Origin of the sequence: Variovorax humicola, from assembly GCF_037889915.1 — a bacterium.
Lineage (GTDB): Bacteria > Pseudomonadota > Gammaproteobacteria > Burkholderiales > Burkholderiaceae_C > Variovorax > Variovorax humicola.
In genome coordinates, this window is the sequence record NZ_JBBKZV010000003.1 from 164,023 (window position 1) to 183,019 (window position 18,997).

At 65.0% G+C, this 18,997-nt stretch carries 21 protein-coding genes and 1 riboswitch; of the genes, 2 read left to right on the forward strand and 19 right to left on the reverse strand.

The features are described 5' to 3' along the window. Positions 1–166 precede the first annotated feature (166 nt). The 7 genes from WKW80_RS07695 to WKW80_RS07725 form a co-directional block, all read right to left on the reverse strand. A complete protein-coding gene (locus tag WKW80_RS07695) occupies positions 167–751 on the reverse strand; it encodes an IMPACT family protein (RefSeq protein WP_340362967.1) in 585 nt (194 codons plus the stop codon). A 35-nt stretch (positions 752–786) separates the two neighbouring features. Continuing rightward, a complete protein-coding gene (gene otnI / locus WKW80_RS07700) occupies positions 787–1,608 on the reverse strand; it encodes a 2-oxo-tetronate isomerase (RefSeq protein WP_340362968.1) in 822 nt (273 codons plus the stop codon). Positions 1,609–1,632: 24 nt separating this feature from the next. Beyond that, the gene (locus WKW80_RS07705; RefSeq protein WP_340362969.1) at positions 1,633–2,310 is read right to left on the reverse strand and encodes a class II aldolase/adducin family protein; all 678 of its coding nucleotides are present in this window, start codon (positions 2,308–2,310) and stop codon (positions 1,633–1,635) included. Continuing rightward, complete coding sequence (otnK, locus tag WKW80_RS07710) at positions 2,307–3,569, reverse strand: 3-oxo-tetronate kinase (protein WP_340362970.1); 1,263 nt, start codon at positions 3,567–3,569, stop codon at positions 2,307–2,309. The genes WKW80_RS07705 and otnK overlap by 4 nt, the downstream gene beginning before the upstream one ends. An 84-nt stretch (positions 3,570–3,653) precedes the next feature. After that, positions 3,654–4,238 carry a methionine biosynthesis protein MetW gene (metW, locus tag WKW80_RS07715; RefSeq protein ID WP_340362971.1) on the reverse strand — a complete coding sequence of 195 codons (585 nt, stop codon included), beginning with the start codon at positions 4,236–4,238 and terminating at the stop codon, positions 3,654–3,656. Beyond that, the gene (metX, locus tag WKW80_RS07720) at positions 4,235–5,395 is read right to left on the reverse strand and encodes a homoserine O-succinyltransferase MetX (RefSeq protein WP_340362972.1); all 1,161 of its coding nucleotides are present in this window, start codon (positions 5,393–5,395) and stop codon (positions 4,235–4,237) included. The genes metW and metX overlap by 4 nt, the downstream gene beginning before the upstream one ends. 183 nt (positions 5,396–5,578) lie before the next feature. After that, a complete protein-coding gene (locus tag WKW80_RS07725) occupies positions 5,579–6,139 on the reverse strand; it encodes a TMEM165/GDT1 family protein (RefSeq protein ID WP_340362973.1) in 561 nt (186 codons plus the stop codon). 7 nt (positions 6,140–6,146) lie between these two features. After that, a riboswitch (yybP-ykoY riboswitch) is annotated at positions 6,147–6,330 on the reverse strand. A 249-nt stretch (positions 6,331–6,579) separates the two neighbouring features. Here WKW80_RS07725 and WKW80_RS07730 point away from each other — a divergent pair. Beyond that, complete coding sequence (locus WKW80_RS07730) at positions 6,580–7,113, forward strand: RNA recognition motif domain-containing protein (RefSeq protein WP_340362974.1); 534 nt, start codon at positions 6,580–6,582, stop codon at positions 7,111–7,113. 57 nt (positions 7,114–7,170) lie between these two features. Here the strand turns inward: WKW80_RS07730 and WKW80_RS07735 are convergent, their stop codons facing one another. The 4 genes from WKW80_RS07735 to WKW80_RS07750 are packed head-to-tail and all read right to left on the reverse strand — an operon-like array spanning position 7,171 to position 10,184. Next, on the reverse strand, positions 7,171–7,950 hold the full coding sequence (locus WKW80_RS07735; protein ID WP_340362975.1) for an SDR family oxidoreductase: 780 nt from the start codon (positions 7,948–7,950) through the stop codon (positions 7,171–7,173). 19 nt (positions 7,951–7,969) lie between these two features. After that, complete coding sequence (gene lptC / locus WKW80_RS07740; protein WP_340362976.1) at positions 7,970–8,626, reverse strand: LPS export ABC transporter periplasmic protein LptC; 657 nt, start codon at positions 8,624–8,626, stop codon at positions 7,970–7,972. Continuing rightward, positions 8,623–9,183 (reverse strand): KdsC family phosphatase, encoded by a 561-nt coding sequence (locus WKW80_RS07745; RefSeq protein ID WP_340362977.1) that lies wholly within the window; start codon positions 9,181–9,183, stop codon positions 8,623–8,625. The genes lptC and WKW80_RS07745 overlap by 4 nt, the downstream gene beginning before the upstream one ends. Next, complete coding sequence (locus WKW80_RS07750; RefSeq protein WP_340362978.1) at positions 9,183–10,184, reverse strand: KpsF/GutQ family sugar-phosphate isomerase; 1,002 nt, start codon at positions 10,182–10,184, stop codon at positions 9,183–9,185. The genes WKW80_RS07745 and WKW80_RS07750 overlap by 1 nt, the downstream gene beginning before the upstream one ends. Positions 10,185–10,239: 55 nt before the next feature. On the opposite strand from WKW80_RS07750, the gene WKW80_RS07755 reads away from it, so the two are divergent. Next, on the forward strand, positions 10,240–12,225 hold the full coding sequence (locus tag WKW80_RS07755; protein WP_340362979.1) for a monovalent cation:proton antiporter family protein: 1,986 nt from the start codon (positions 10,240–10,242) through the stop codon (positions 12,223–12,225). A 76-nt stretch (positions 12,226–12,301) separates the two neighbouring features. On the opposite strand, the gene WKW80_RS07760 is transcribed toward WKW80_RS07755, so the two are convergent. The 8 genes from WKW80_RS07760 to rpmH all read right to left on the reverse strand — a co-directional run bounded on the left by WKW80_RS07760 (position 12,302) and on the right by rpmH (position 18,802). After that, positions 12,302–13,015 carry a hypothetical protein gene (locus WKW80_RS07760; RefSeq protein WP_340362980.1) on the reverse strand — a complete coding sequence of 238 codons (714 nt, stop codon included), beginning with the start codon at positions 13,013–13,015 and terminating at the stop codon, positions 12,302–12,304. A 101-nt stretch (positions 13,016–13,116) separates the two neighbouring features. Further along, complete coding sequence (locus WKW80_RS07765) at positions 13,117–13,653, reverse strand: hypothetical protein (RefSeq protein WP_340362981.1); 537 nt, start codon at positions 13,651–13,653, stop codon at positions 13,117–13,119. Positions 13,654–14,105: 452 nt separating this feature from the next. Further along, positions 14,106–14,573 carry a Crp/Fnr family transcriptional regulator gene (locus WKW80_RS07770; protein WP_340362982.1) on the reverse strand — a complete coding sequence of 156 codons (468 nt, stop codon included), beginning with the start codon at positions 14,571–14,573 and terminating at the stop codon, positions 14,106–14,108. A gap of 83 nt (positions 14,574–14,656) precedes the next feature. Then, a complete protein-coding gene (mnmE, locus tag WKW80_RS07775; protein ID WP_340362983.1) occupies positions 14,657–16,063 on the reverse strand; it encodes a tRNA uridine-5-carboxymethylaminomethyl(34) synthesis GTPase MnmE in 1,407 nt (468 codons plus the stop codon). 75 nt (positions 16,064–16,138) lie between these two features. Further along, the gene (yidC, locus tag WKW80_RS07780) at positions 16,139–17,887 is read right to left on the reverse strand and encodes a membrane protein insertase YidC (RefSeq protein WP_340362984.1); all 1,749 of its coding nucleotides are present in this window, start codon (positions 17,885–17,887) and stop codon (positions 16,139–16,141) included. Beyond that, complete coding sequence (yidD, locus tag WKW80_RS07785; RefSeq protein WP_340362985.1) at positions 17,884–18,171, reverse strand: membrane protein insertion efficiency factor YidD; 288 nt, start codon at positions 18,169–18,171, stop codon at positions 17,884–17,886. Before yidD ends, yidC begins: the two co-directional genes overlap by 4 nt. Continuing rightward, the gene (locus WKW80_RS07790; protein WP_340362986.1) at positions 18,168–18,590 is read right to left on the reverse strand and encodes a ribonuclease P protein component; all 423 of its coding nucleotides are present in this window, start codon (positions 18,588–18,590) and stop codon (positions 18,168–18,170) included. Before WKW80_RS07790 ends, yidD begins: the two co-directional genes overlap by 4 nt. A gap of 77 nt (positions 18,591–18,667) precedes the next feature. Continuing rightward, complete coding sequence (gene rpmH, locus WKW80_RS07795; protein ID WP_007834827.1) at positions 18,668–18,802, reverse strand: 50S ribosomal protein L34; 135 nt, start codon at positions 18,800–18,802, stop codon at positions 18,668–18,670. Positions 18,803–18,997: the final 195 nt, after the last annotated feature.

Below are 18,997 nucleotides of genomic sequence, written 5' to 3' on the forward strand. Positions count from 1 at the left end.
AGCACTTCATTGGGAAAGATGCGTAACCAAATACGTTTGTTGTGGAACTCCCCTTGAACTATTGTCTGCGTTGTGTCACACGCGAGATGAATCCGTGGTCGCCACGTCCCCTTCATGCCCTCGCGCTATGAAATCCATAGCATGGTAGGCGCCATGCGGCGAAGATTCAAGGCCTCCAGTCGACGCGGCCTTGTGCGGCATCGTCAAGGCGCGAAATAAAGGCGGCAGCCTGCGGTACTGCCAGCGTCAAACTGAACTGCACCAGCGTCTCGTGGCGCACGTCTTCGAGCACGCCGCCCGCTGCGTCGATCTCTCTTCGCACCAAGCCTTCGAGCGCATACGGCACGGCGCAGCAGAGACGCCGCACCGCGACCAACGGCACGGGCGACGCTGTGAGCAGCGCTTGCGCCACACAGTCGGTGTAGGCCCGCACCAGGCCACCGGCGCCGAGCTTTACGCCGCCGAAGTAGCGCACCACCGTCGCCAGAACGCCTTCCAGTTGCTGGTGCCGCAACACTTCGAGCATGGGCCGGCCCGCCGTGCCGCCGGGTTCGCCGTCGTCGTTGGCGGCCGATTGGCCGCCGGCCATCAACGCCCAGCAGACATGCGCTGCGCCCGGATGCTGCGCCCGCAGGCCGGCAACCACGGCCAGCGCGGCAGGCCGGTCAACGATCCGTTGCACGCAGCCGATAAAGCGACTCTTCTTGATCAGCAGTTCACTGTGAACCGGTTCGGCGAGCGTGAAGGCCATTCAACCCTGAAAGGACAGTTGGCGTGCAAAGCCCGTCATAGCAAGCCGCGGGCCCAGCCCAGGCCTTCGCTGGTGCCGGCACGCGGACGGTATTCGCATCCGATCCAGCCATTCCAGTAGCCTTGCTCGGCCAGTTCGTCGATCACTTCGAACAGGTAGGGATGGTTCAGTTCACCGATGTCGGGTTCGTGCCGCTGCGGTACGCCGGCGATCTGCATGTGGCCGACGCGCCCGGTCGGCAGGTACTTGCGCAGCTTCATCGCAACGTCGCCTTCGACGATCTGGCAGTGGTACAGGTCCATTTGCACCCGGAGGTTGAGCGCGCCGACGGCCTCGACAATCTCGTGCGCATGGTCCTGCCGATTGAGGAAGAAGCGCGGGACGTCGCGCGTGTTGATGGGCTCGATCAGGATGTCGCGCCCGGCCTTGGCGGCTTCGATCGCGGCCCAATGCAGGTTGTCCATGTACACGCCGCGCAGTCCCTCGCGCGTCTGGCCGTCGGCCAGCAAGCCGGCCATCACGTGGATGCGCGGGCAGTCGAGCACGGCAGCGTATTCGAGCGCGCGCTGTACGCCGTAGCGGAACTCCGCCTCGCAGCCGGGAACGCTGGCCGTGCCGCGCGCGCCCTGGTCCCATGCAGCGCTGTTGGCCTCGGGCGAGTCGCCGCCGGGCGGCGCGTTGAACAGCACCTGTTGCAAGCCGTTGGCCTTCAGGCGCAAGGCCAGTTCATTCGCGGGAAACGAATAGGGGAACAGGTATTCGACCGCCTTGAAGCCGTCGCGGGCGGCCGCCTCGAAGCGGTCGAGGAATGGCAAGTCGGTGTAGAGCATCGACAGGTTGGCGGCAAATCGTGGCATGTGTGGTCCTCTCGTCTGTGTGTACTACCAACGGGCGCCGAAAGTGACGCGCAGTTCGTCGATCGCGGCCTCGCTCAGCGGCGCGGGATGGCGGTCGCGCGTGAGCAGCCAGAGGCGCGCAGTTTCCTCAAGTTCCTCGAGCGTGGCCATTGCGGCAGCCGGCGTGTCGTGCCACACATTGGGGCCCAACCGCTCCAGCATCACGGCCCGGATCGGCACGCCGCGTTCGCCATGGTGCGCGATGGATCGCGCCACGGCATCGGCCGCTTCCGGCGCACCAGGGCGGTGGTATGGAATCAACGGCACGCGGCCCACCTTCATGACGAAGTACGGCGTGATCGGCGGCAGCAATTCCTGCGCATCAGGCGCCGGTGGAAGCAGTGTCAACGCCACGCAATGCGTGCTGTGCGTGTGGATCACGCAGCGGGTGTTGGCATCGAAGCGCGCCGCCTCCCCGTAGATGCGCATGTGCAGCGCGATGGTCTTGCTGCCGCGGTCGCCGCTCAACTGCCTGCCGTTGCCATCGAGCCGCGCGAGACGTGCCGGATCGAGTGCGCCCAGGCAAGCGTCGGTCGGTGTGATGAGGTAGCCGCCATCCTCCAGCCGCACGCTGATGTTGCCGGCGGTCGCATGCACATAGCCGCGTGCGAACAGGCTCGCACCGACGCGGCAGATCTCGTCGCGTGCCTCGGATTCGGTCATGCGCCGAATGCTTTGCTGAAGAAGTCGTCGCTGCCGAAGTTGCCGGACTTGAGCGCGATGTGCATGCCGGTCGCCGGGGCGACATCGGCCAGCGCATGGCACCACGGCACGCCGGGATCGATCTGCGCGCCGATCTGCAATTGCGCGATGCCGAGCGCCTGCACACAGGCCCCCGATGTCTCGCCGCCTGCGACGAGCAGCCGCCGCACACCGCGCTCGACCATGCCGCGCGCGACCGTGGCCAGCGTGCGCTCCATCAACGCGCCAGCGGCTTCGACACCCAACCGGCTTTGCGTGGCCTTGACCGCCTGCGGGTCGGCGGTGGAGTAGACCAGCACAGGCCCCTTCGCCAGCAACGGCGTGGCCCAGGCCAGCGCTGCCTCGGCGCCCTGACGACCCTCCGACACGGCAATCGGGTCCAGCGCGAGCGCCGGATGGCCGCGGGCAATGAAGTCCTGCACCTGCCGGTTGGTGGCGGTGGAGCAGCTGCCCGAGACCACCGCGTGCAGGCCGCTCACGGGCGGCAATACAGCCGCGTAGGGCGAAGGCGAGATACCGAAGTTGCCAGGCAATCCAATCGCCACGCCCGAACCCGCCGTCACCAGGGGCATGTCGGCCAAGGCCGGGCCGAGCCGCAGCAAGTCGTCGTTCGACACGGCATCGACGATGGCAATGCCCAGGCCGTCGGCCTTGAGTTGCGCGATGCGCGCGCGCACCGCATCAGCGCCGGCTGCCACGGCGCGGTGGTCGATCAAGCCGACCTTTCGCCTGCACTGGGCCTGCATTACGCGCACCAGGTTCGGGTCCGTCATCGGCGTCAGCGGATGGTCCTTCATGCCGCTTTCGCTCAGCAACACGTCGCCGACGAACAGGTAGCCCTTGAACACCGTGCGCTGGTTGTCGGGAAAGGCCGGCGTCGCAATGGTGAAGTCAGTGGACAGCGCGTCCATCAGCGCCTCGGTCACCGGGCCGATGTTGCCTCGAGGCGTGCTGTCGAAGGTCGAACAGTACTTGAAGTAGACCTGCTTCACGCCCTGTGCCTGCAACCAGCGCAGGGCTTCGAGCGATTGCGCAATGGCATCGGCAGGCGCGATGGTGCGCGATTTGAGCGCCACCACGACCGCGTCCACTTCGACGCCGAGCGGCCCGTTTGGCACGCCGATGGTTTGCACCACGCGCATGCCGGCACGCACCAGGTTGTTGGCGAGATCGGTCGCCCCGGTGAAGTCGTCCGCTATGCAGCCCAGAGGGAAGCTCATGACGTTTTGCCTGATTTTTGTTGTTGCGGTTGGCCGCCGCAAAGCTTACTACCCGCGCCCTTCGCGCGTGCGCGCCCACAAATATCAGCTGCGCTCGAACTTGAACACGGCGGTGCTGGCGCGCGCGTTCGGCAGCCAGCGCACTTCACGCTCGTTCTGCAGGCCGAACGCGTCGAGCAGGCGCAGGTTGTTGCGCTGTGCGAGCACCTCGAAATCCTTGAAGGTGCCTACGCGGATGTTCGGCGTGTCGTACCACTGATAGGGCAGGCGGCGCGTGACCGGCATGCGCCCGCGCGCCACGCTCAGTCGATTGGGCCAGTGCGCAAAATTGGGAAACGCGACGATGCCGATGCGGCCCACGCGCGCGGTTTCGCGCAACATGATCTCGGCGTTGCGCAAGTTCTGCAAAGTGTCGATCTGCAGCACCACGTCGAACGACGCGTCGCCGAACATCGTCAGGCCTTCGTCGAGATTCAACTGCAGCACGTCGACGCCGCGCTGGACGCACTTGATGACGTTGCCATCGGCAATTTCCACGCCGTAGCCGTTGCAGCCTCGTTCGCGCTGCAGCAGATCGAGCAATGCGCCGTCGCCGCAACCCAGGTCGAGCACGCGCGAGCCCTTCGGCACGAGTTGCGCAATCAATCTTTGCGTTGCAAGGTCGCTCATGACGCCGCGCTCCCTTCGCTGCCAACCGCAATCCGCTCGAAATAGGAGCGCACCACGCCAAAGTAGCGTGCGTCGTCGAGCAGGAAGGCATCATGGCCATGCGGTGCGTCGATCTCGGCGTAGCTCACGCTGCGGTGGTTGTCGAGCAGCGCCTTGACGATCTCGCGGCTGCGGGCGGGCGAAAAGCGCCAGTCGGTGGTGAAGCTCACGAGCAGGAACTTGGCCGTTGCCTTGGCGAGCGCCGCGGTGAGGTTGCCGCCGTATGCACGCGCCGGGTCGAAATAGTCGAGCGCTCGGGTGATGAGCAGGTAGGTGTTGGCATCGAAGTACTCGGCGAACTTGTCGCCCTGGTAGCGCAGGTAGCTTTCGATCTGGAACTCGACCTGCTGCGTCGAATACCGGTAGCTCGATCCGACCGATTCGCCTTCGGCCGCGCTGCGAAGGCTGCGGCCGAATTTCTCGTTCATCACGTCATCGCTCAGGTAGGTGATGTGACCGATCATTCGGGCGATGCGCAGGCCGCGCTTCGGCACGACGCCGTGGTCGTAGAAGTGGCCGCCGTGAAAGTCCGGATCGGTGACGATGGCACGGCGCGCGACCTCGTTGAAGGCGATGTTCTCGGCCGTGAGATTCGGTGCGCTTGCCACGACCACTGCATGGCGCACGCGGTCGGGATATTGCAAGGCCCAGCTGAGCGCCTGCATGCCGCCGAGGCTGCCGCCCATGACGGCGGCGAGCGTTCGGATGCCGAGGGCATCGAGCAGCGTGGCCTGTGCGTCAACCCAGTCTTCAACCGTCACAACCGGAAAGTCTGCGCCGTAGACGCGGCCGGTGGCGGGGTTGACATGCATCGGGCCGGTAGAGCCAAAGCACGAGCCGAGGTTGTTGACGCCGATGACGAAAAAGCGATTGGTATCGACCGGCTTGCCCGGGCCGATCATGTTGTCCCACCAGCCTTCTGATTTCGGCTTGCCCGCATAGCTGCCTGCCACGTGGTGGTCGGCGTTGAGCGCATGGCAGATCAAGACCGCGTTGCTCTTGTCCGCGTTGAGCGTGCCGTAGGTTTCGTAGGCGAGCGTGTAGTCAGCGACCGACGCGCCGCTGCGCAGCGCCAGCGGGGAAGCGAAGGACATCGACTGTGGAACGGCTTCAAACATCGACGACCGCCCGGCTGCCGGGGGCAGCAATACAGGAAGGGATGAGCTTGGGGGCAAATATGCGCATGAAAAAACCCGGCCTCGCTAAAAAAACGAGCCGGGTCGGCCACGGTCTTTAGCTGAATTTGTTAAGCGCCCGCAAGCTGTAGCAAATCGGCGCAGGCGAAGTATATCTCCGCGAACTCAGCTGAGAATTGCGATGACGCCGAGACCAAGGAAGATCGCGGCCGAAACGCCGTGCACGAGCTTGATCGGCACGCGCCGCATGATGCGTTCGCCGAAGAACACGACCGGCACGTTGGCCAGCATCATGCCGAGCGTAGTGCCAGCGACGACCTGAAAGTAATCGTTGACGAAGCGCGCTGCCAGCATGACGGTGGCAATCTGGGTCTTGTCTCCCATCTCGGCCAGGAAGAACGCAACCACCGTGGTACCGAACACGCCGAAGTGCGATCGCGTGGCGGTGTCTTCTTCATCGAGCTTGTCGGGAATCAGCATCCAGATCGCCATGGCGATGAACGACACACCCAGGATCCATCGCAATGCGACCGGGCCAAGCCAGTGCGTGACGAAGGTTCCGACCGCACCTGCGAGGCCGTGGTTGACGATCGTTGCGGCAAAAATGCCTATGACGATTGGCCAGGGTTTGCGAAACCGCGCCGCGAGCACGAGTGCCAGCAGTTGGGTCTTGTCGCCCATTTCGGCAAGCGAGACGATGCCGGTTGCAACCAGTAATGCTTCCATGAGTTGTGAGTTCCTTGGGCCGAAGGACGCAATTGACCATGCAACACCTTCGGCCGTATTCCCGAAGTTGCACAGTCAAAGGTCTCGCCAGGTGGGACACTGCCTGCGCCATGTTCCGCTGGGCGCAGAACAAGTCTGTTGACGTATGCCCTTCTCGCAATGGAAGGCGGCTACTCCCCGATGACAACAGCCATTCTAGCCCTGCGACGCGGCGTGGTTAGTAAGTATGTACTAACTTTCTTAGTTACTCAAGCGTGGCGCGGGATACAAATTTATGCTTGCACAATGTGTATTTCACACATAATGAGCGAGCGTACCTCCGCAACATTTGGATGACGCAAATGTGGGTGATCGGTCAGTTTCGCGCGACTCAGCGTTTCATGTTGGATATGCAGTCGGGACTCCATCGCTTTCTTTGATGTGTTTATAGGAGTCCCGTCATGGGCAACAAACTGTACGTCGGCAACCTGCCATATTCCGTGCGCGACGGTGACCTCGAACAGGCCTTCGGGCAGTTCGGCGCAGTGACCAGCGCCAAAGTCATGATGGAACGCGACACCGGCCGCTCCAAGGGCTTCGGATTCGTCGAAATGGGCAGCGATGCAGAAGCGCAGGCCGCCATCAACGGTATGAATGGTCAACCACTCGGCGGTCGCAGCGTCGTCGTCAACGAAGCGCGTCCGATGGAAGCCCGTCCGCCCCGCAGCGGGGGCTATGGCGGCGGCGGTGGTGGCTATGGTGGTGGCGGCGGTGGCTACGGTGGCGGCGGCTCCGGCGGTGGTGGCGGCCGCAGTGGTGGCGGTGGCTACGGTGGTGGTGGCGGTGGTCGCAGCGGCGGTGGCTACGGTGGTGGCGGTGGGGGCGGCGACGGCGGATTCCGCAGCCCCTATGGCGCCGGCCCGCGCGGCGGCGGTGGCCGCAGTGGTGGTGGCGGCGGTTACGGCGGCAACAGCGGCGGCAACAGCGGTTATTGATCGGCTGGTGCTCGCGCCAATATCAAAAGGCTTCTTCGGGAGCCTTTTTGTTGCCCGTCAGCTTTCGCCGAGGCGCTTCTTGCGCCCGCGCCCCTGGACCGCCCGGTCGTAGACGGCATTCGGCAACATGCGCATGAGCTTGGCGACCACCCCCATCTGCCACGGGATCACGCGGTAGCTCACGCCTCGCTCGATGGCGCGATAGGCCTGCTCGGCAAAATCTTCCGCCTTCATGAGGAACGGCATGCCGTATCGGTTGCCCTGGGTCAGCGGCGTGTCGATGTAGCCGGGGCAGATCGTGACGACCTTGACGCCGCTGGGCCGCATTTCGCCGCGCAGGCTTTCGCAGTAAGCGACCACGGCCGATTTGCTCGCGCAATAGGCGCCATGGCCCGGCAGCCCACGGATCGCGGCCACGCTGCCGATGCCGACCAGCCGCCCGCTGCCGCGCGCGGCCATCGCGGCAACGAAGGGATGAAAAGTGGCGGCCAGGCCGATGTTGTTGGTGGCGAGCGTACTAGCCAGGACATCCAGATCGCCGCGCTCGGCGGTATCCATGCCGATGCTGACGCCGGCATTGGCGATCACCACGTCGGGTACGCCTTGCCGGGCGATGCAGTCGTTGCCGGCGGCCACGACGCTGTCGATCTGCGCCACGTCCGCGCTGTAGATTCGATAGCGCGCGGCGTCAAGCTTGCGGGCAATGGCCCATGACTCGATCTGTTCGGTGCGACGCGCCACCAGCGCGAGGTTGTAGCCCGCATCGTGGAAGCGCGCGGCGAGGGCCTGGCCGATGCCGCTCGATGCGCCGGTGATGAAGACCAGGCGTTGTGTCATGCCTCCCCTTTTCTTGTCGTCAGCGTTTTGGCACAGCAGCGGCCGATGGCGATGGCATCAATACACCGCGCACCCGGCCGTTCAGGTGGGCGACGCCGCTCAGGTTGTCATAGTCCATGGAGTCCGCCGTGAATTGGTCGGTGCCGCGCGTCAAGGTGACTGGTTGGTTGGAGCGTACTTGCTCGCTGTCAATGAGCGCGTGCAGGAACTCGCCACGGAACTCGAGCCGCGGTATCGGCCGGCCATCGGGGCCGACGGCAGCGTCGCGTATCACGACTGCATTGCCGAACAGCTGGACCTCGCTGACGTCGCCGTTGGACAAGCCACGGTCGGCCGAGGCATGCGTGACCAGGCCTTGCAGCGAGACGGAGCGAAGCTTGACCTGATCGACCTCGATGGTGTCGTTGTCGGCGTAGTGCCGCCCTTCGGAGCCCGAGATCTCGCTGCGCATTTCGCCGTTCGGAAGGAAGTTCTTCACCACGAAGCCACGCATGAAGTAATCCGGGTCATGGCTTGGCGCCTCCTTGGGCGGTGGCACCGACAGGCGCGGCGCGTTGCGCACCAACCAATAGGTGCCCAGTGCCAAGGCGCCGGCCACGATGATCGGCAGGTAGAGGCTGACGCGGTCGATTCCGAGGCGCAGCAGGGCGATCAGGCGTCGGGCACCGGCAGTCAAGCGACCGGCCCTCGCGCCACGTCGAGCAAGCGGCGGTAGTGCCCGCTGGCGGTCAGCAGCAGATCGCAGAACTCGCGGGCCGCGCCGTCGCCGCCGCGCGCAGTGGTCACGTAGTTCGCGATGGTGCGCACTTCGACATGCGCATTGGCGGGCGCCGCAGCGAACCGGCATCTGGCGAGCACGGGCAGGTCGGGCCAGTCGTCGCCGATGGCTGCGGCCTGCTTCCAATCGAGGCCAAGCGCGGCCAACATGGCCTCGGCTGCGGGTAGCTTGTTCTCAGTACCGTAGCGGACGTGCTCGATGCCGAGCGCTTCGAGCCGCACGCGCAGCGGCTTCGAATCGCGCCCGGTAATCACGGCCGGCGTGATACCTGCCAGGCGCAGCAACTTCAGGCCGAGTCCGTCAAGGATGCTGAAGCGCTTGAGCGTTTCGCCGTGTTCGCTGAAGTAGACGCCGCCATCGGTGAGCACACCGTCGACGTCGAAGAACACGATGCGCACGTCCTGCGCGGCAAGCAGCGTTTCGGTGTCGAAACGAAGGAGCGGTGTTCCTGTCATCAGATGACTTTCGCGCGCATCAGGTCGTTGATGCTGATGGCGCCGATGAGCAGGCCGGCCGCATCGTTGACGAGGATGCTGGTGATGCGGTATTGCTCCATGAGCTCGGCCGCTTCCACGCCCAGCGCATCGGCGCGCATGGTGCGGGGTCCCTTGTGCATGACGTCGGCGGCGGTGAGTTCGCGCAGGTCCGCGCCCGTCTCGACGAGGCGGCGCAAGTCGCCGTCGGTGAAGATGCCGATCGCACGGCCATCCGCATCGACCACGGCGGTGGCGCCCAGGCCCTTGGAACTCATCTCGCGCATCAACTCGCTGAGCGAGGCAGTCGGTGCGACGCGGGGCACGTTGTCGCCGCTGCGCATCAGGTCGCTCACATGCGTCAGCAGCTTGCGGCCCAACGCGCCGCCGGGGTGCGAGCGCGCGAAGTCTTCGGCACCGAATCCACGCGCATCGAGCAGGGCGACGGCCAATGCGTCACCCAACGCCATTTGCGCGGTGGTGCTCGCGGTGGGTGCCAGGTTGAGCGGGCAGGCTTCTTTTTCGACGCCGCTGTCGAGCACGACGTCGGCGTGGCGCGCCAGCATGGAATCGAGCCCGCCGGTCATCGCGATCAATGGCACGCCCTGGCGCTTGACAACAGGCAGGATCGCGGCAAGTTCGTCGCTTTCCCCGCTGTTGGAAATGGCCAGCACGAGGTCGACTGTCTTGATCATGCCGAGGTCGCCATGGCTGGCCTCGGCCGGATGCACGAACATGGCCGGCGAGCCTGTCGAGGCCAGCGTGGCGGCGATCTTGCGGCCGACATGGCCGCTCTTGCCCATGCCCATCACCACGACGCGGCCGCGCACGTTGAGGATGCGCTGCACCGCGTTCACGAAGCTCGGCCCGACCCGGTTCTTCAGTCCGAGCACGGCAGCGGCTTCGATGTCGAAGGTCAGACGCGCACGCGCCAGCAGCGCGTCGGCGTCGGTGCCGGGGGGCAAGTCGGGGAGGGAACTCATCGCCGGGATTTTAGGCGGCGCCTCCAAAGTCACGCAGTTCCTCTAGCATCGGGCCATGTCGGCGCTTCAACTCACACTCCTGTACCTGCTGGCCGCAGTGATCGGCGTGGTGGCGTGCCGCTCGCTGAAGCTTCCGCCGATGCTGGGCTACCTGGTGGCGGGCGTGCTGATCGGGCCGCACGCGATGGCGCTGGCGGACAACTCCGAGGGCATCAAGCACCTCGGCGAATTCGGCGTGGTATTCCTGATGTTCGTGATCGGACTCGAGTTCAGCCTGCCCAAGCTGCGCGCCATGCGCAAGCACGTGTTCGGGCTGGGTCTGCTGCAGGTGCTGCTGACGATGACGATTGCCACTTCCGGTGCATTGATTGTCGCGGCGTGGCTGCCGCCGCAATGGAAGCTGGGGTGGCAGACAGCGCTGGCACTGTCGGCTGCGCTCACCATGAGCAGCACGGCGATCGTGGTCAAGCTGATGGCCGAGCGGCTCGAACTGGAGAGCGAACACGGAAAGCGCGTGATGGGCGTGCTGCTGTTCCAGGATCTCGCCGTGGTGCCGCTGCTGGTGCTGATCCCCGCCCTCGGCGCGCAGCCCGAAGTCCTGTTCAAGGCGCTGGCGCTGGCGCTGGCGAAAGGCGGCTTCCTGGTGTTCATCCTGCTCTACGGCGGCCCGCGCGTGATGCGCTGGTGGCTCACCATCGTGGCGCGCTTGCGCAGCGAGGAGCTGTTCATCCTCAATGTGCTGCTGCTCACGCTGGGGATGGCCTGGCTGACCCAGTTCGCCGGACTTTCGCTGGCGCTGGGCGCTTTCATCGCCGGCATGCTGGTGTCGGAGACGGAGTTCAAGCACCAGGTCGAGACCGACATCCGTCCGTTCCACGACGTGTTGCTCGGGCTGTTCTTCATCACGGTCGGCATGACGCTCGACTGGCACGTGGCCGTCTCGCAATGGCCATTGGTGCTGGCGCTGCTGGCGCTGCCGCTGCTGTTCAAGCTGCTGCTGGTGACGGTGCTGGCGAGGGCGCTCGGCTCGACCGCGGGGGTGTCGCTGCGAACTGGCCTCTACCTTGCGCAAGCGGGCGAGTTCGGCTTCGTGCTTTTGGCACTCGCGTACGACCGGAGCTTGCTGCCCGATTGGCTGGGGAATCCGGTGCTGGCTTCGATGGTGCTTTCGATGCTGGGGACGCCGTTCATCATCCTCTACAGCAACAAGATCGTGCGCAAGCTGGTGGCAAGCGATTGGCTGCAACAGTCACTGCAGATGACCAACATCGCGCGCAAGACCATCAACACCAGCCAGCACGTCATCATCTGCGGCTACGGCCGCTGCGGCCAGAACCTGGCGCGCATGCTGGAGCGCGAAGGCATCCCGTACATGGCGCTCGACCTCGATCCGGATCGAGTCCGGCAAGCTGCCGCAGCAGGCGACTCGGTGGTGTTCGGCGATGCGGCACGGCTGCAGGCGATGATGGCTGCGGGCCTGGCGCGGGCCAGTGCCGTGGTGGTGACCTACCTCGACGTACCGGGAGCGTTCAAGGTGCTGGCCAACACCCGGGCGCATGCGCCGCAGGTGCCCGTGATCGTGCGCACACAGGACGACCATGATCTTGAAAGACTGCGCACGGCCGGCGCAACCGAAGTGGTGCCGGAGGCGATCGAAGGATCGCTGATGCTGGCGAGCCATGCGCTGGCACTGGTCGGCGTGCCGATGCGGCGCGTGATCCGCGTGGTGCAGGAACAGCGCGACGCGCGCTACAACCTGCTGCGCGGGTACTTCCATGGCGCCGACGACGACAACGCCGACGAGGTCGACCACGAGCGGCTGAACTCCTTCACGCTGACGCCCGGCGCCCGCGCCATCGGCCAACCGCTCGCCCGGCTCGCGCTGCATGCGCTGGGCGTTCGCGTGGCCAGCCTGCGTCGCCATGATGGCAAGGCCGTCCAGTTGCTCGATGACACCGAATTGGCCGACGGCGACACGCTGGTGCTGTCGGGCAAGCCGGCTGCGCTGGCCATCGCGGTGGACAAGTTGCAGAAGGGCTGATCCGCTCCGGGCAGCGTCGGCCACCACGCAACGTCTTGTTTCGTGGCTCGTTGACTGGGCGTCCGGTGCGGATGCCCTACATCGGGTCCGGGTTGGTGCGCGTCGGCGCAGCGCGCTCGACCGCATCCCCCGCCGTCCAGCGGCTGTCGACCAGCACGAAACTCTTGCGTTGCGTCAGCGCCCAGCCATGCGGGCCCGGCTGCCAGCGCGCGCTTCGCCAGCCGGGGAGTTCGTGTGCCAGGGCTTCGCTGACGCCGGGTATCGCCAACCACGGCGCAGGATCGTCGAGCCTCCAGCGGACATCTGCCAGCACGCCGGTGTAGCGCTTGCCGCGCAGGCGCATGTCTTCGACCGGACCGACGTTCGACACCGCATCGAGCCGCACTGCGCGCGCCACGCAGAGCCGCCGGCCGCCGCCCCATCGGGCGAGTTCAGGCAAGGGCCGGTAGATCGAGATCGATTGGGACAGCAAGCCCCCCGACTGCCCGCCCACCGGCCGCTCGTAAAGTCCCGCATCGACCAGCATGTCCATCCACGACAACGTCGCCGTGTTGCCGGTCTGGACGTTGACCGGTTCCTTGTCGTAGGCAAGACCATTGGCGACGCAGATCGGATCGCGCCCGGGCACCACCTGCCCGTTTGCGATGGCATTCGACATGGCCTCGAGCAGTTCAGCCGGCGCGACCGAAGTCTTGGGCAGCCAGCGTTGCGCCGCAATACCGCACGCCCCCGTCAGCGCCATCGCAAGTGCACCACCCCACAACACCATGCGGCGGCGGTGCGAATCCATGGGCGCACCGCACTGGTCGCAAAACCGGGCCGGGCCCTCGATTTCCCGGGAACAAGCCGGACAAAGCATTTCCATGGACTCCCTGACTTCGCCCACCAGACCTAATTGATCAGGCTGGGATTGCGTTTTTCATCTTCGATTCGTTGTTGCGCCCGGACCGCCTCGCATTGCGCCGTCGCCTTGAACTCCGCCTTTCCACATTGCTCAGCCATGCATAGCGCCATGGCGATGAAGTTGCGGCCTTCGCAGGCTGTCTGTGGGTTAGCAGGAGGCGCTGGCGGTGGTGGCGCGGCCTCTGCAACTACGACGGGCGGCGGCGGCGGCGCGACAGGTGCGGCAGCGACTGCCGCCTTTCTGGGCTTGGGCGTCACGGCCACGGGCGGGCGAGCAGGCGGCGCGACTTCCGCATGCGTTGGCGGCGGCGACGCGTACCCGGTGATGACAGGCGATGGTTCCGGCGCAGGCGCCGTGACCACCGCGGCAGGCGCGGGCGGTGTCGCAACTGCAGCAGGCTCGGCGATTGCTGCCGGCGCAGGCCTGGCGACTGCAGGCACCGACGCGGCGGCTTCGACGGGCGGCCGCGTGTTGTCGCCGCGCACGGCATACCACCAGGCGCCGCCGGCCGCCAGGCCGACCACCAGAACGGAAAAACCGACGCCGAGGGCCTTGCTGCGATTTGCCCTCGTGCGACTTGATGACAGCCGGCTGGAAGACGGGGAATGCCGAGCAGATTGCGGCCGAATCGGCACGGGATCGCGGAGAGCGGCGGGCGGTGGGACTGGCGCCGATGCCGTTGGCCCGCGACCGGCAGCGCCTCGCATGATCACAGTGGCGTCTTCGCGTTCCGACGCAGGCTCGGGGCGGGGATGGGGCGCGGGCGCCGGCGCGGTGGCCGGCCAAGCCGCTTCGTCATTGGGCTCCGAAACGGGCGTACGAATCGGTGCGCTCAAAGCCAGCTTCGTGCCGCAGCCCTTGCAGAACTTCGCAGCATTGCGGTTTTCCGCGGCGCAAGCTGCACATACCACAGACATTGTCCACGCCTCCTATCAGTTTGTAACTGCGCCGGGCGATTGGGGAGACTGCTCCAGCCTCAGGTCACCGCCACGCGCTTGGGTTTGTTGACCATGCGCTTGGCGATCACGGCGCCCAGCGCCAGCGTGAGTTCGAGGGCCACAGCGGGTTGGCGATTGGCCAGTTCGGCGAATCGGATCGGGCTCAGGCGCCAGACGCGCGCCGAGCCGGTGGCGACAACATTGGCCGATCGCGGCAGCCGGGAAAAAAAAGCGCCCTCGCCGACGACCGAACCCGGATTGAGGATTGCGAGTTGCATCTGGCCTTCCTCGCCAACTACGTGAACGCTCAGCGCGCCGCTCTCGATGAAGAACAGGGTGCGGTCCTGGATGCCCTGGTTGATGAGTACTTGCCCGGCGGGCAGATCGATCGACTGCAGATAGGCGCCCAGCAGATCCCACTGCGCCTGCGAGAAGGCGGGCGCAAAGGCGTCATAGCTCGTGTTTTGCGCGATGGCGCGACAAAGTTCCTGAATGACGGAAGACATGGTTCATCCTCAATAGCCGACGCAAGTATGCGGGGAATCAACATACTCTTGGGAACAATTGTCACTGATATAAAACATTCGATTTACTTGCCTATGCAAAATCGAGAAAAAATCACACCTAGAAGCTCGTCCGCTCCGAATGCGCCAGTGATTTCATTCAGCGCGTTCTGGGCCAGACGAAGCTCTTCGGCCAGCAAATCCAGCGCCGGATGGCGGGCTGCCAGCTGATCGGCAGCCAACGAAACATGGTCCGCGACACGGGCCAGCGCATGCACATGGCGTGCCCGAGCAAGATACACGCCATCCGGCACCGCCTGCCAGCCAGCGATTTCGAGCAAGCGCGTGCGTAGTGCTTCAATGCCGAAACCGGTTTTTGCCGACAAACTCAGGCCATCGTGCTGCTGCGCGACCGCGACGGCGTCGTGCTTGCTCCAGACGTCCAGGACTGGCACGCCGGCCGGCAGCTTTCGCCGGAGCAAATTCAGTATGCCTGCGTCGCCCGCCTCGTAGTCCGGGCTGTCCGCACGCGTCAGATCGTGCAGAAACAGCACCGCGTCGGCAGATTCGATCTGGTCCCAAGCGCGCGCGATGCCGATTTGCTCGACCTCGTCGCTGCTTTCGCGCAGGCCGGCGGTGTCCGCCACGTGCACGGGCACGCCATGGATCTGGATGGTCTGGGCCACCACGTCGCGCGTGGTGCCCGGAACGGCACTCACGATCGCGAGTTCCGCGCCGGCGAGAGCGTTCAACAGCGAGCTCTTGCCGGCATTCGGCTGGCCCGCGATGACCACCTTGATGCCCTCGCGCAGCAACGCGCCCTGCCGCGCACGCAGTTGCACCGCAGCCAATTGGTTTTGCAGCGCTCTGAGTTGGCCGATCGCATCGGCCTTCTGAAGGAAGTCGATGTCTTCTTCCGGGAAGTCAAGGGTGGCCTCGACCAGCATGCGCAAATGGATGAGCGCATCGCGCAGTCCATGGATTTCTCGCGAGAACGCTCCCGATAACGAACGGCCGGCGCTGCGCGCAGCGGCCTCGGTGCTGGCATCGATCAAGTCCGCAATTGCCTCGGCCTGCGCCAGGTCGACCTTGCCGTTCAGAAAAGCGCGCTGGCTGAACTCGCCTGGTTGCGCCAGGCGCAGGCCCGGCAGACGCGCACGGCCGCTGGACGCGTCGACTTCGTTCGCAGCCTCGAGGCAACGGGCCAGCAGCAACTGCAGCACCACCATGCCGCCATGCGCCTGCAATTCGAGTACGTCCTCGCCGGTGAAAGAGTGCGGAGCCGGGAAATGAATCGCCAGTCCATGGTCGACGGGTTCGCCGGCGGCGTCGCGAAATGGCAGGTATGTCGCTTCCCGCGCCTTGAGCGGCCTGACGCAAATAGCTGCGATCAAAGGCGCCAGCCCCGCGCCCGACACGCGCACGATGCCGACCGCCCCGCGTCCGGGTGCGGTGGCGATGGCAACGATCGGATCGGTGGTGCGGGCAAGCATGGGCGACATTCTTTCAGACGCAAAACAAAAGGGCCGCGGTCAGCGGCCCCTGTGGGTTGGCGGGTCAGACCGGCATCACTTCTTGCCGAGCACGCCCAGCCGCTTGTTGATGAACCACTGCTGGAGGATCGACAGCGAGTTGTTGGTGATCCAGTACAGCACCAGGCCGGCCGGGAAGAAGATGAACATCACGCTGAACGCGAGCGGCATGATCCACATCAGACGGGCTTGCATCGGGTCCGGCGGCGTCGGGTTGAGCCAGGTCTGGAACAGCGAGGTGGCCGTCATCACCACCGGCAGGATGAACCAGGGGTCCGGCGCCGAGAGGTCATGGATCCAGCCAATCCACGGTGCGTGGCGCATTTCGACCGACGACAAAAGCACCCAGTAGAGCGCGATGAACACCGGGATCTGAATCATGATGGGGAAGCAGCCGCCCATCGGGTTGACCTTCTCTTCGCGGTAGATGCGCATCATTTCCTGCTGCATCTCCTGCGGCTTGTCTTTCATGCGCTCGCGCATTTCCGTGATCTTCGGACTGATGGCCTTCATCTTGGCCATGCTGGCGTAAGCCTTGGCGTTGAGCCAGTAGAAGGCCGCCTTCAGCAACACCACCAGCGCGACGATCGACCAGCCCCAGTTGCCCAGCAGGTTGTGCAACTGGTTCAGCAGCCAGTAGAGCGGCTTCGAGATGATCGCGAAGATGCCGTAGTCCTTGACCAGTTCGAGGCCGGGTGCGAGCGCCTCGAGCTTCTTTTCTTCTTCGGGGCCGGCGAACAGATCGGTGTCGATGGTCTGGCTGGCGCCGGGTGCGAGCTTGTTCAGCGGCAGCACCATGGCGACCGAGAACTGGTTGTTGCCAAGGTCCGCCACGCGGAACTCGCGCTTCAGATCCTTGCTGTCAGGCGCGTTCAACAACCAGGCCGACACAAAGTAGTGCTGGACCATGGCGATCCAGCCATTGCTTGCAGGTGGCGGTACTTCGACCTTCTTCTTCTCGATGTCCTTGAAATCGACCTTGTGGAATTTCTTCTCTTCGGTATAGAGCGCCGGACCGGTGAAGGTGTTGGTGCCGAACATCGTGCTCGATGCCACGGTGCCATGACGCACGAACTGCAGGTAGAGCTGCGCGTCGCGCGGCTGGTCGCTCGTGTTCACGACCTGGTGCTTGACGCGGATGGAGTAGTCGCCGCGCGTGAACAGATAGGTCTTGACGTACTTGAGACCTCCCACGGGCTGCGACTCGAACACCACTTCGAGCGTGTTCTGGCCATCGGCCATTTCGCGCGGACCGGGCTTGGCCGTCATCTGGCTCAGGTGGTTGGGAAACCTGTCGCCGGTATCGACCGGGTTCAGCAGGCCGGTTTGCGCAACGTAGCGCGTGGCCGGCGAGTTGTCTTCCATCAAGGTCACGTCCTTGATTTCGTTCGGCGGCACGGGCATGCCGAACATCTTCTTGAAGGTCTCGATCAGGCCGCCGTTGTTGGTCTGGTCGACGTACTTGCGCAACTCAAGCTGCGACAGCGTGGCGCCCTGGGCGTCGATGGTCGCCTTGAAAACATCCGTCGACACAGTCACCTTTTCACCGGCCGGTGCGGTCGCTTGCGCCGGCACGGCGGTTGCGTTGCCACCCGCATTGCCCGCGGCGGCCGGCACGGCGCTCGGTGCGGGAGCACCGGGTGCGGCCGGCTGGGTGGCCGCCGGCTTGGTGGGGGCGTTCAGGAAAGTCGGCTTGTTGCCGTTGTAGACCTGCCATTGGTCCCACAGGAGCACCAGCGAGAAACCAAAGATCACCCACAGGATGGTTCGGCGGATATCGTTCATGAAGAAGATTTCTTGTCGGAGATTAGAGATGTGAACAGCGCGCCTGAATCAGTCTTTGCAGACCCCCCTGCAGGCGGCACTGGATCATGCCCGCCCTGGCACCAGGGCTGGCATCGGGCCAATCTTTTGAGCGTGAGATAGCAGCCATATGCGGCGCCATGCACCTGCAGCGCCTCGATCGCGTAGACCGAGCAGGTCGGCTCGAAGCGGCAGGACGCACCGAGCCATGGGCTCAGCAAAAGCCGGTAGGTCTTGACGATGCTGACCAGCAGGCGCTGTATCACGGTCTGGCCCTTGCGGCGGCGCCCGCAGCCGCGCGTGCGAGCAACTGCTGGAGTTCGGCGCGAACGGCGGCCTTCAGCTTCTCGGAGCTGGCGCTGATGAATTCCTTGCGATCGAACGCGGCACGCAGGCGCACCACATGCGCCGCGCGCGGCAAAGCCACGTCGGCCGAAGCGCTCACGTTGTAGACCTGACGCTTGATCGCATTGCGCGTGACTGCCCGCTTGGCCCAGCGCTTGGGCACCATTGCACCGATCCACACGTCGTCGACGGTGAACAGCGGCGCAGCAGCAGCGGGGGAATCAGCGGAAAGCAACGGGCCATCGAGCGCACAACGGTGCAGGGCGAAGTGAGCAGTGCGCGCCACGGTAGAACCCGCGAGGACGGCCTGGAACTGGGCGCGGGTCTTGAGCCGTTGCATGGGAGCCGATGCGCCTGCCGAAGTAGCGGGCGATGGCTCCGATGGACTGGATGCCGGCAACGGCGCCCGCGGGGCCGTCAGACGGCCAGGCGCTTGCGGCCCTTGGCGCGGCGTGCGTTGATGACAGCGCGGCCGCCGCGGGTCTTCATGCGGACGAGGAAACCGTGGGTGCGGGCGCGGCGGACTTTGGATGCTTGGTAGGTGCGTTTCATGATGGTTCTTCCTGATAAGCCCGACAGAAGGTGTCGGACGCCCCCGAAACACACACACTAAGAGGCATTCAGGGAAACCCGCGATTATCGCAGACATTTAGTGTGGCAACAATGGAGGCCGGTTTACTCGGGCTTTCCACGGACGTTGCGGGCGTGTGGATAAGTTTTTGACAAGTTAGAATGCCCGGCGCTTCG

Bases quoted from the DNA above. Each gene is read 5' to 3' on its own strand.
- WKW80_RS07695 (WP_340362967.1), bottom strand. From the start codon at position 751: ATGGCCTTCACGCTCGCCGAACCGGTTCACAGTGAACTGCTGATCAAG.
- otnI (WP_340362968.1), bottom strand. From the start codon at position 1,608: ATGCCACGATTTGCCGCCAACCTGTCGATGCTCTACACCGACTTGCCA.
- WKW80_RS07705 (WP_340362969.1), bottom strand. From the start codon at position 2,310: ATGACCGAATCCGAGGCACGCGACGAGATCTGCCGCGTCGGTGCGAGC.
- otnK (WP_340362970.1), bottom strand. From the start codon at position 3,569: ATGAGCTTCCCTCTGGGCTGCATAGCGGACGACTTCACCGGGGCGACC.
- metW (WP_340362971.1), bottom strand. From the start codon at position 4,238: ATGAGCGACCTTGCAACGCAAAGATTGATTGCGCAACTCGTGCCGAAG.
- metX (WP_340362972.1), bottom strand. From the start codon at position 5,395: ATGTTTGAAGCCGTTCCACAGTCGATGTCCTTCGCTTCCCCGCTGGCG.
- WKW80_RS07725 (WP_340362973.1), bottom strand. From the start codon at position 6,139: ATGGAAGCATTACTGGTTGCAACCGGCATCGTCTCGCTTGCCGAAATG.
- WKW80_RS07730 (WP_340362974.1), top strand. From the start codon at position 6,580: ATGGGCAACAAACTGTACGTCGGCAACCTGCCATATTCCGTGCGCGAC.
- WKW80_RS07735 (WP_340362975.1), bottom strand. From the start codon at position 7,950: ATGACACAACGCCTGGTCTTCATCACCGGCGCATCGAGCGGCATCGGC.
- WKW80_RS07745 (WP_340362977.1), bottom strand. From the start codon at position 9,183: ATGACAGGAACACCGCTCCTTCGTTTCGACACCGAAACGCTGCTTGCC.
- WKW80_RS07750 (WP_340362978.1), bottom strand. From the start codon at position 10,184: ATGAGTTCCCTCCCCGACTTGCCCCCCGGCACCGACGCCGACGCGCTG.
- WKW80_RS07755 (WP_340362979.1), top strand. From the start codon at position 10,240: ATGTCGGCGCTTCAACTCACACTCCTGTACCTGCTGGCCGCAGTGATC.
- WKW80_RS07760 (WP_340362980.1), bottom strand. From the start codon at position 13,015: ATGGATTCGCACCGCCGCCGCATGGTGTTGTGGGGTGGTGCACTTGCG.
- WKW80_RS07770 (WP_340362982.1), bottom strand. From the start codon at position 14,573: ATGTCTTCCGTCATTCAGGAACTTTGTCGCGCCATCGCGCAAAACACG.
- mnmE (WP_340362983.1), bottom strand. From the start codon at position 16,063: ATGCTTGCCCGCACCACCGATCCGATCGTTGCCATCGCCACCGCACCC.
- yidC (WP_340362984.1), bottom strand. From the start codon at position 17,887: ATGAACGATATCCGCCGAACCATCCTGTGGGTGATCTTTGGTTTCTCG.
- WKW80_RS07790 (WP_340362986.1), bottom strand. From the start codon at position 18,590: ATGCAACGGCTCAAGACCCGCGCCCAGTTCCAGGCCGTCCTCGCGGGT.
- rpmH (WP_007834827.1), bottom strand. From the start codon at position 18,802: ATGAAACGCACCTACCAAGCATCCAAAGTCCGCCGCGCCCGCACCCAC.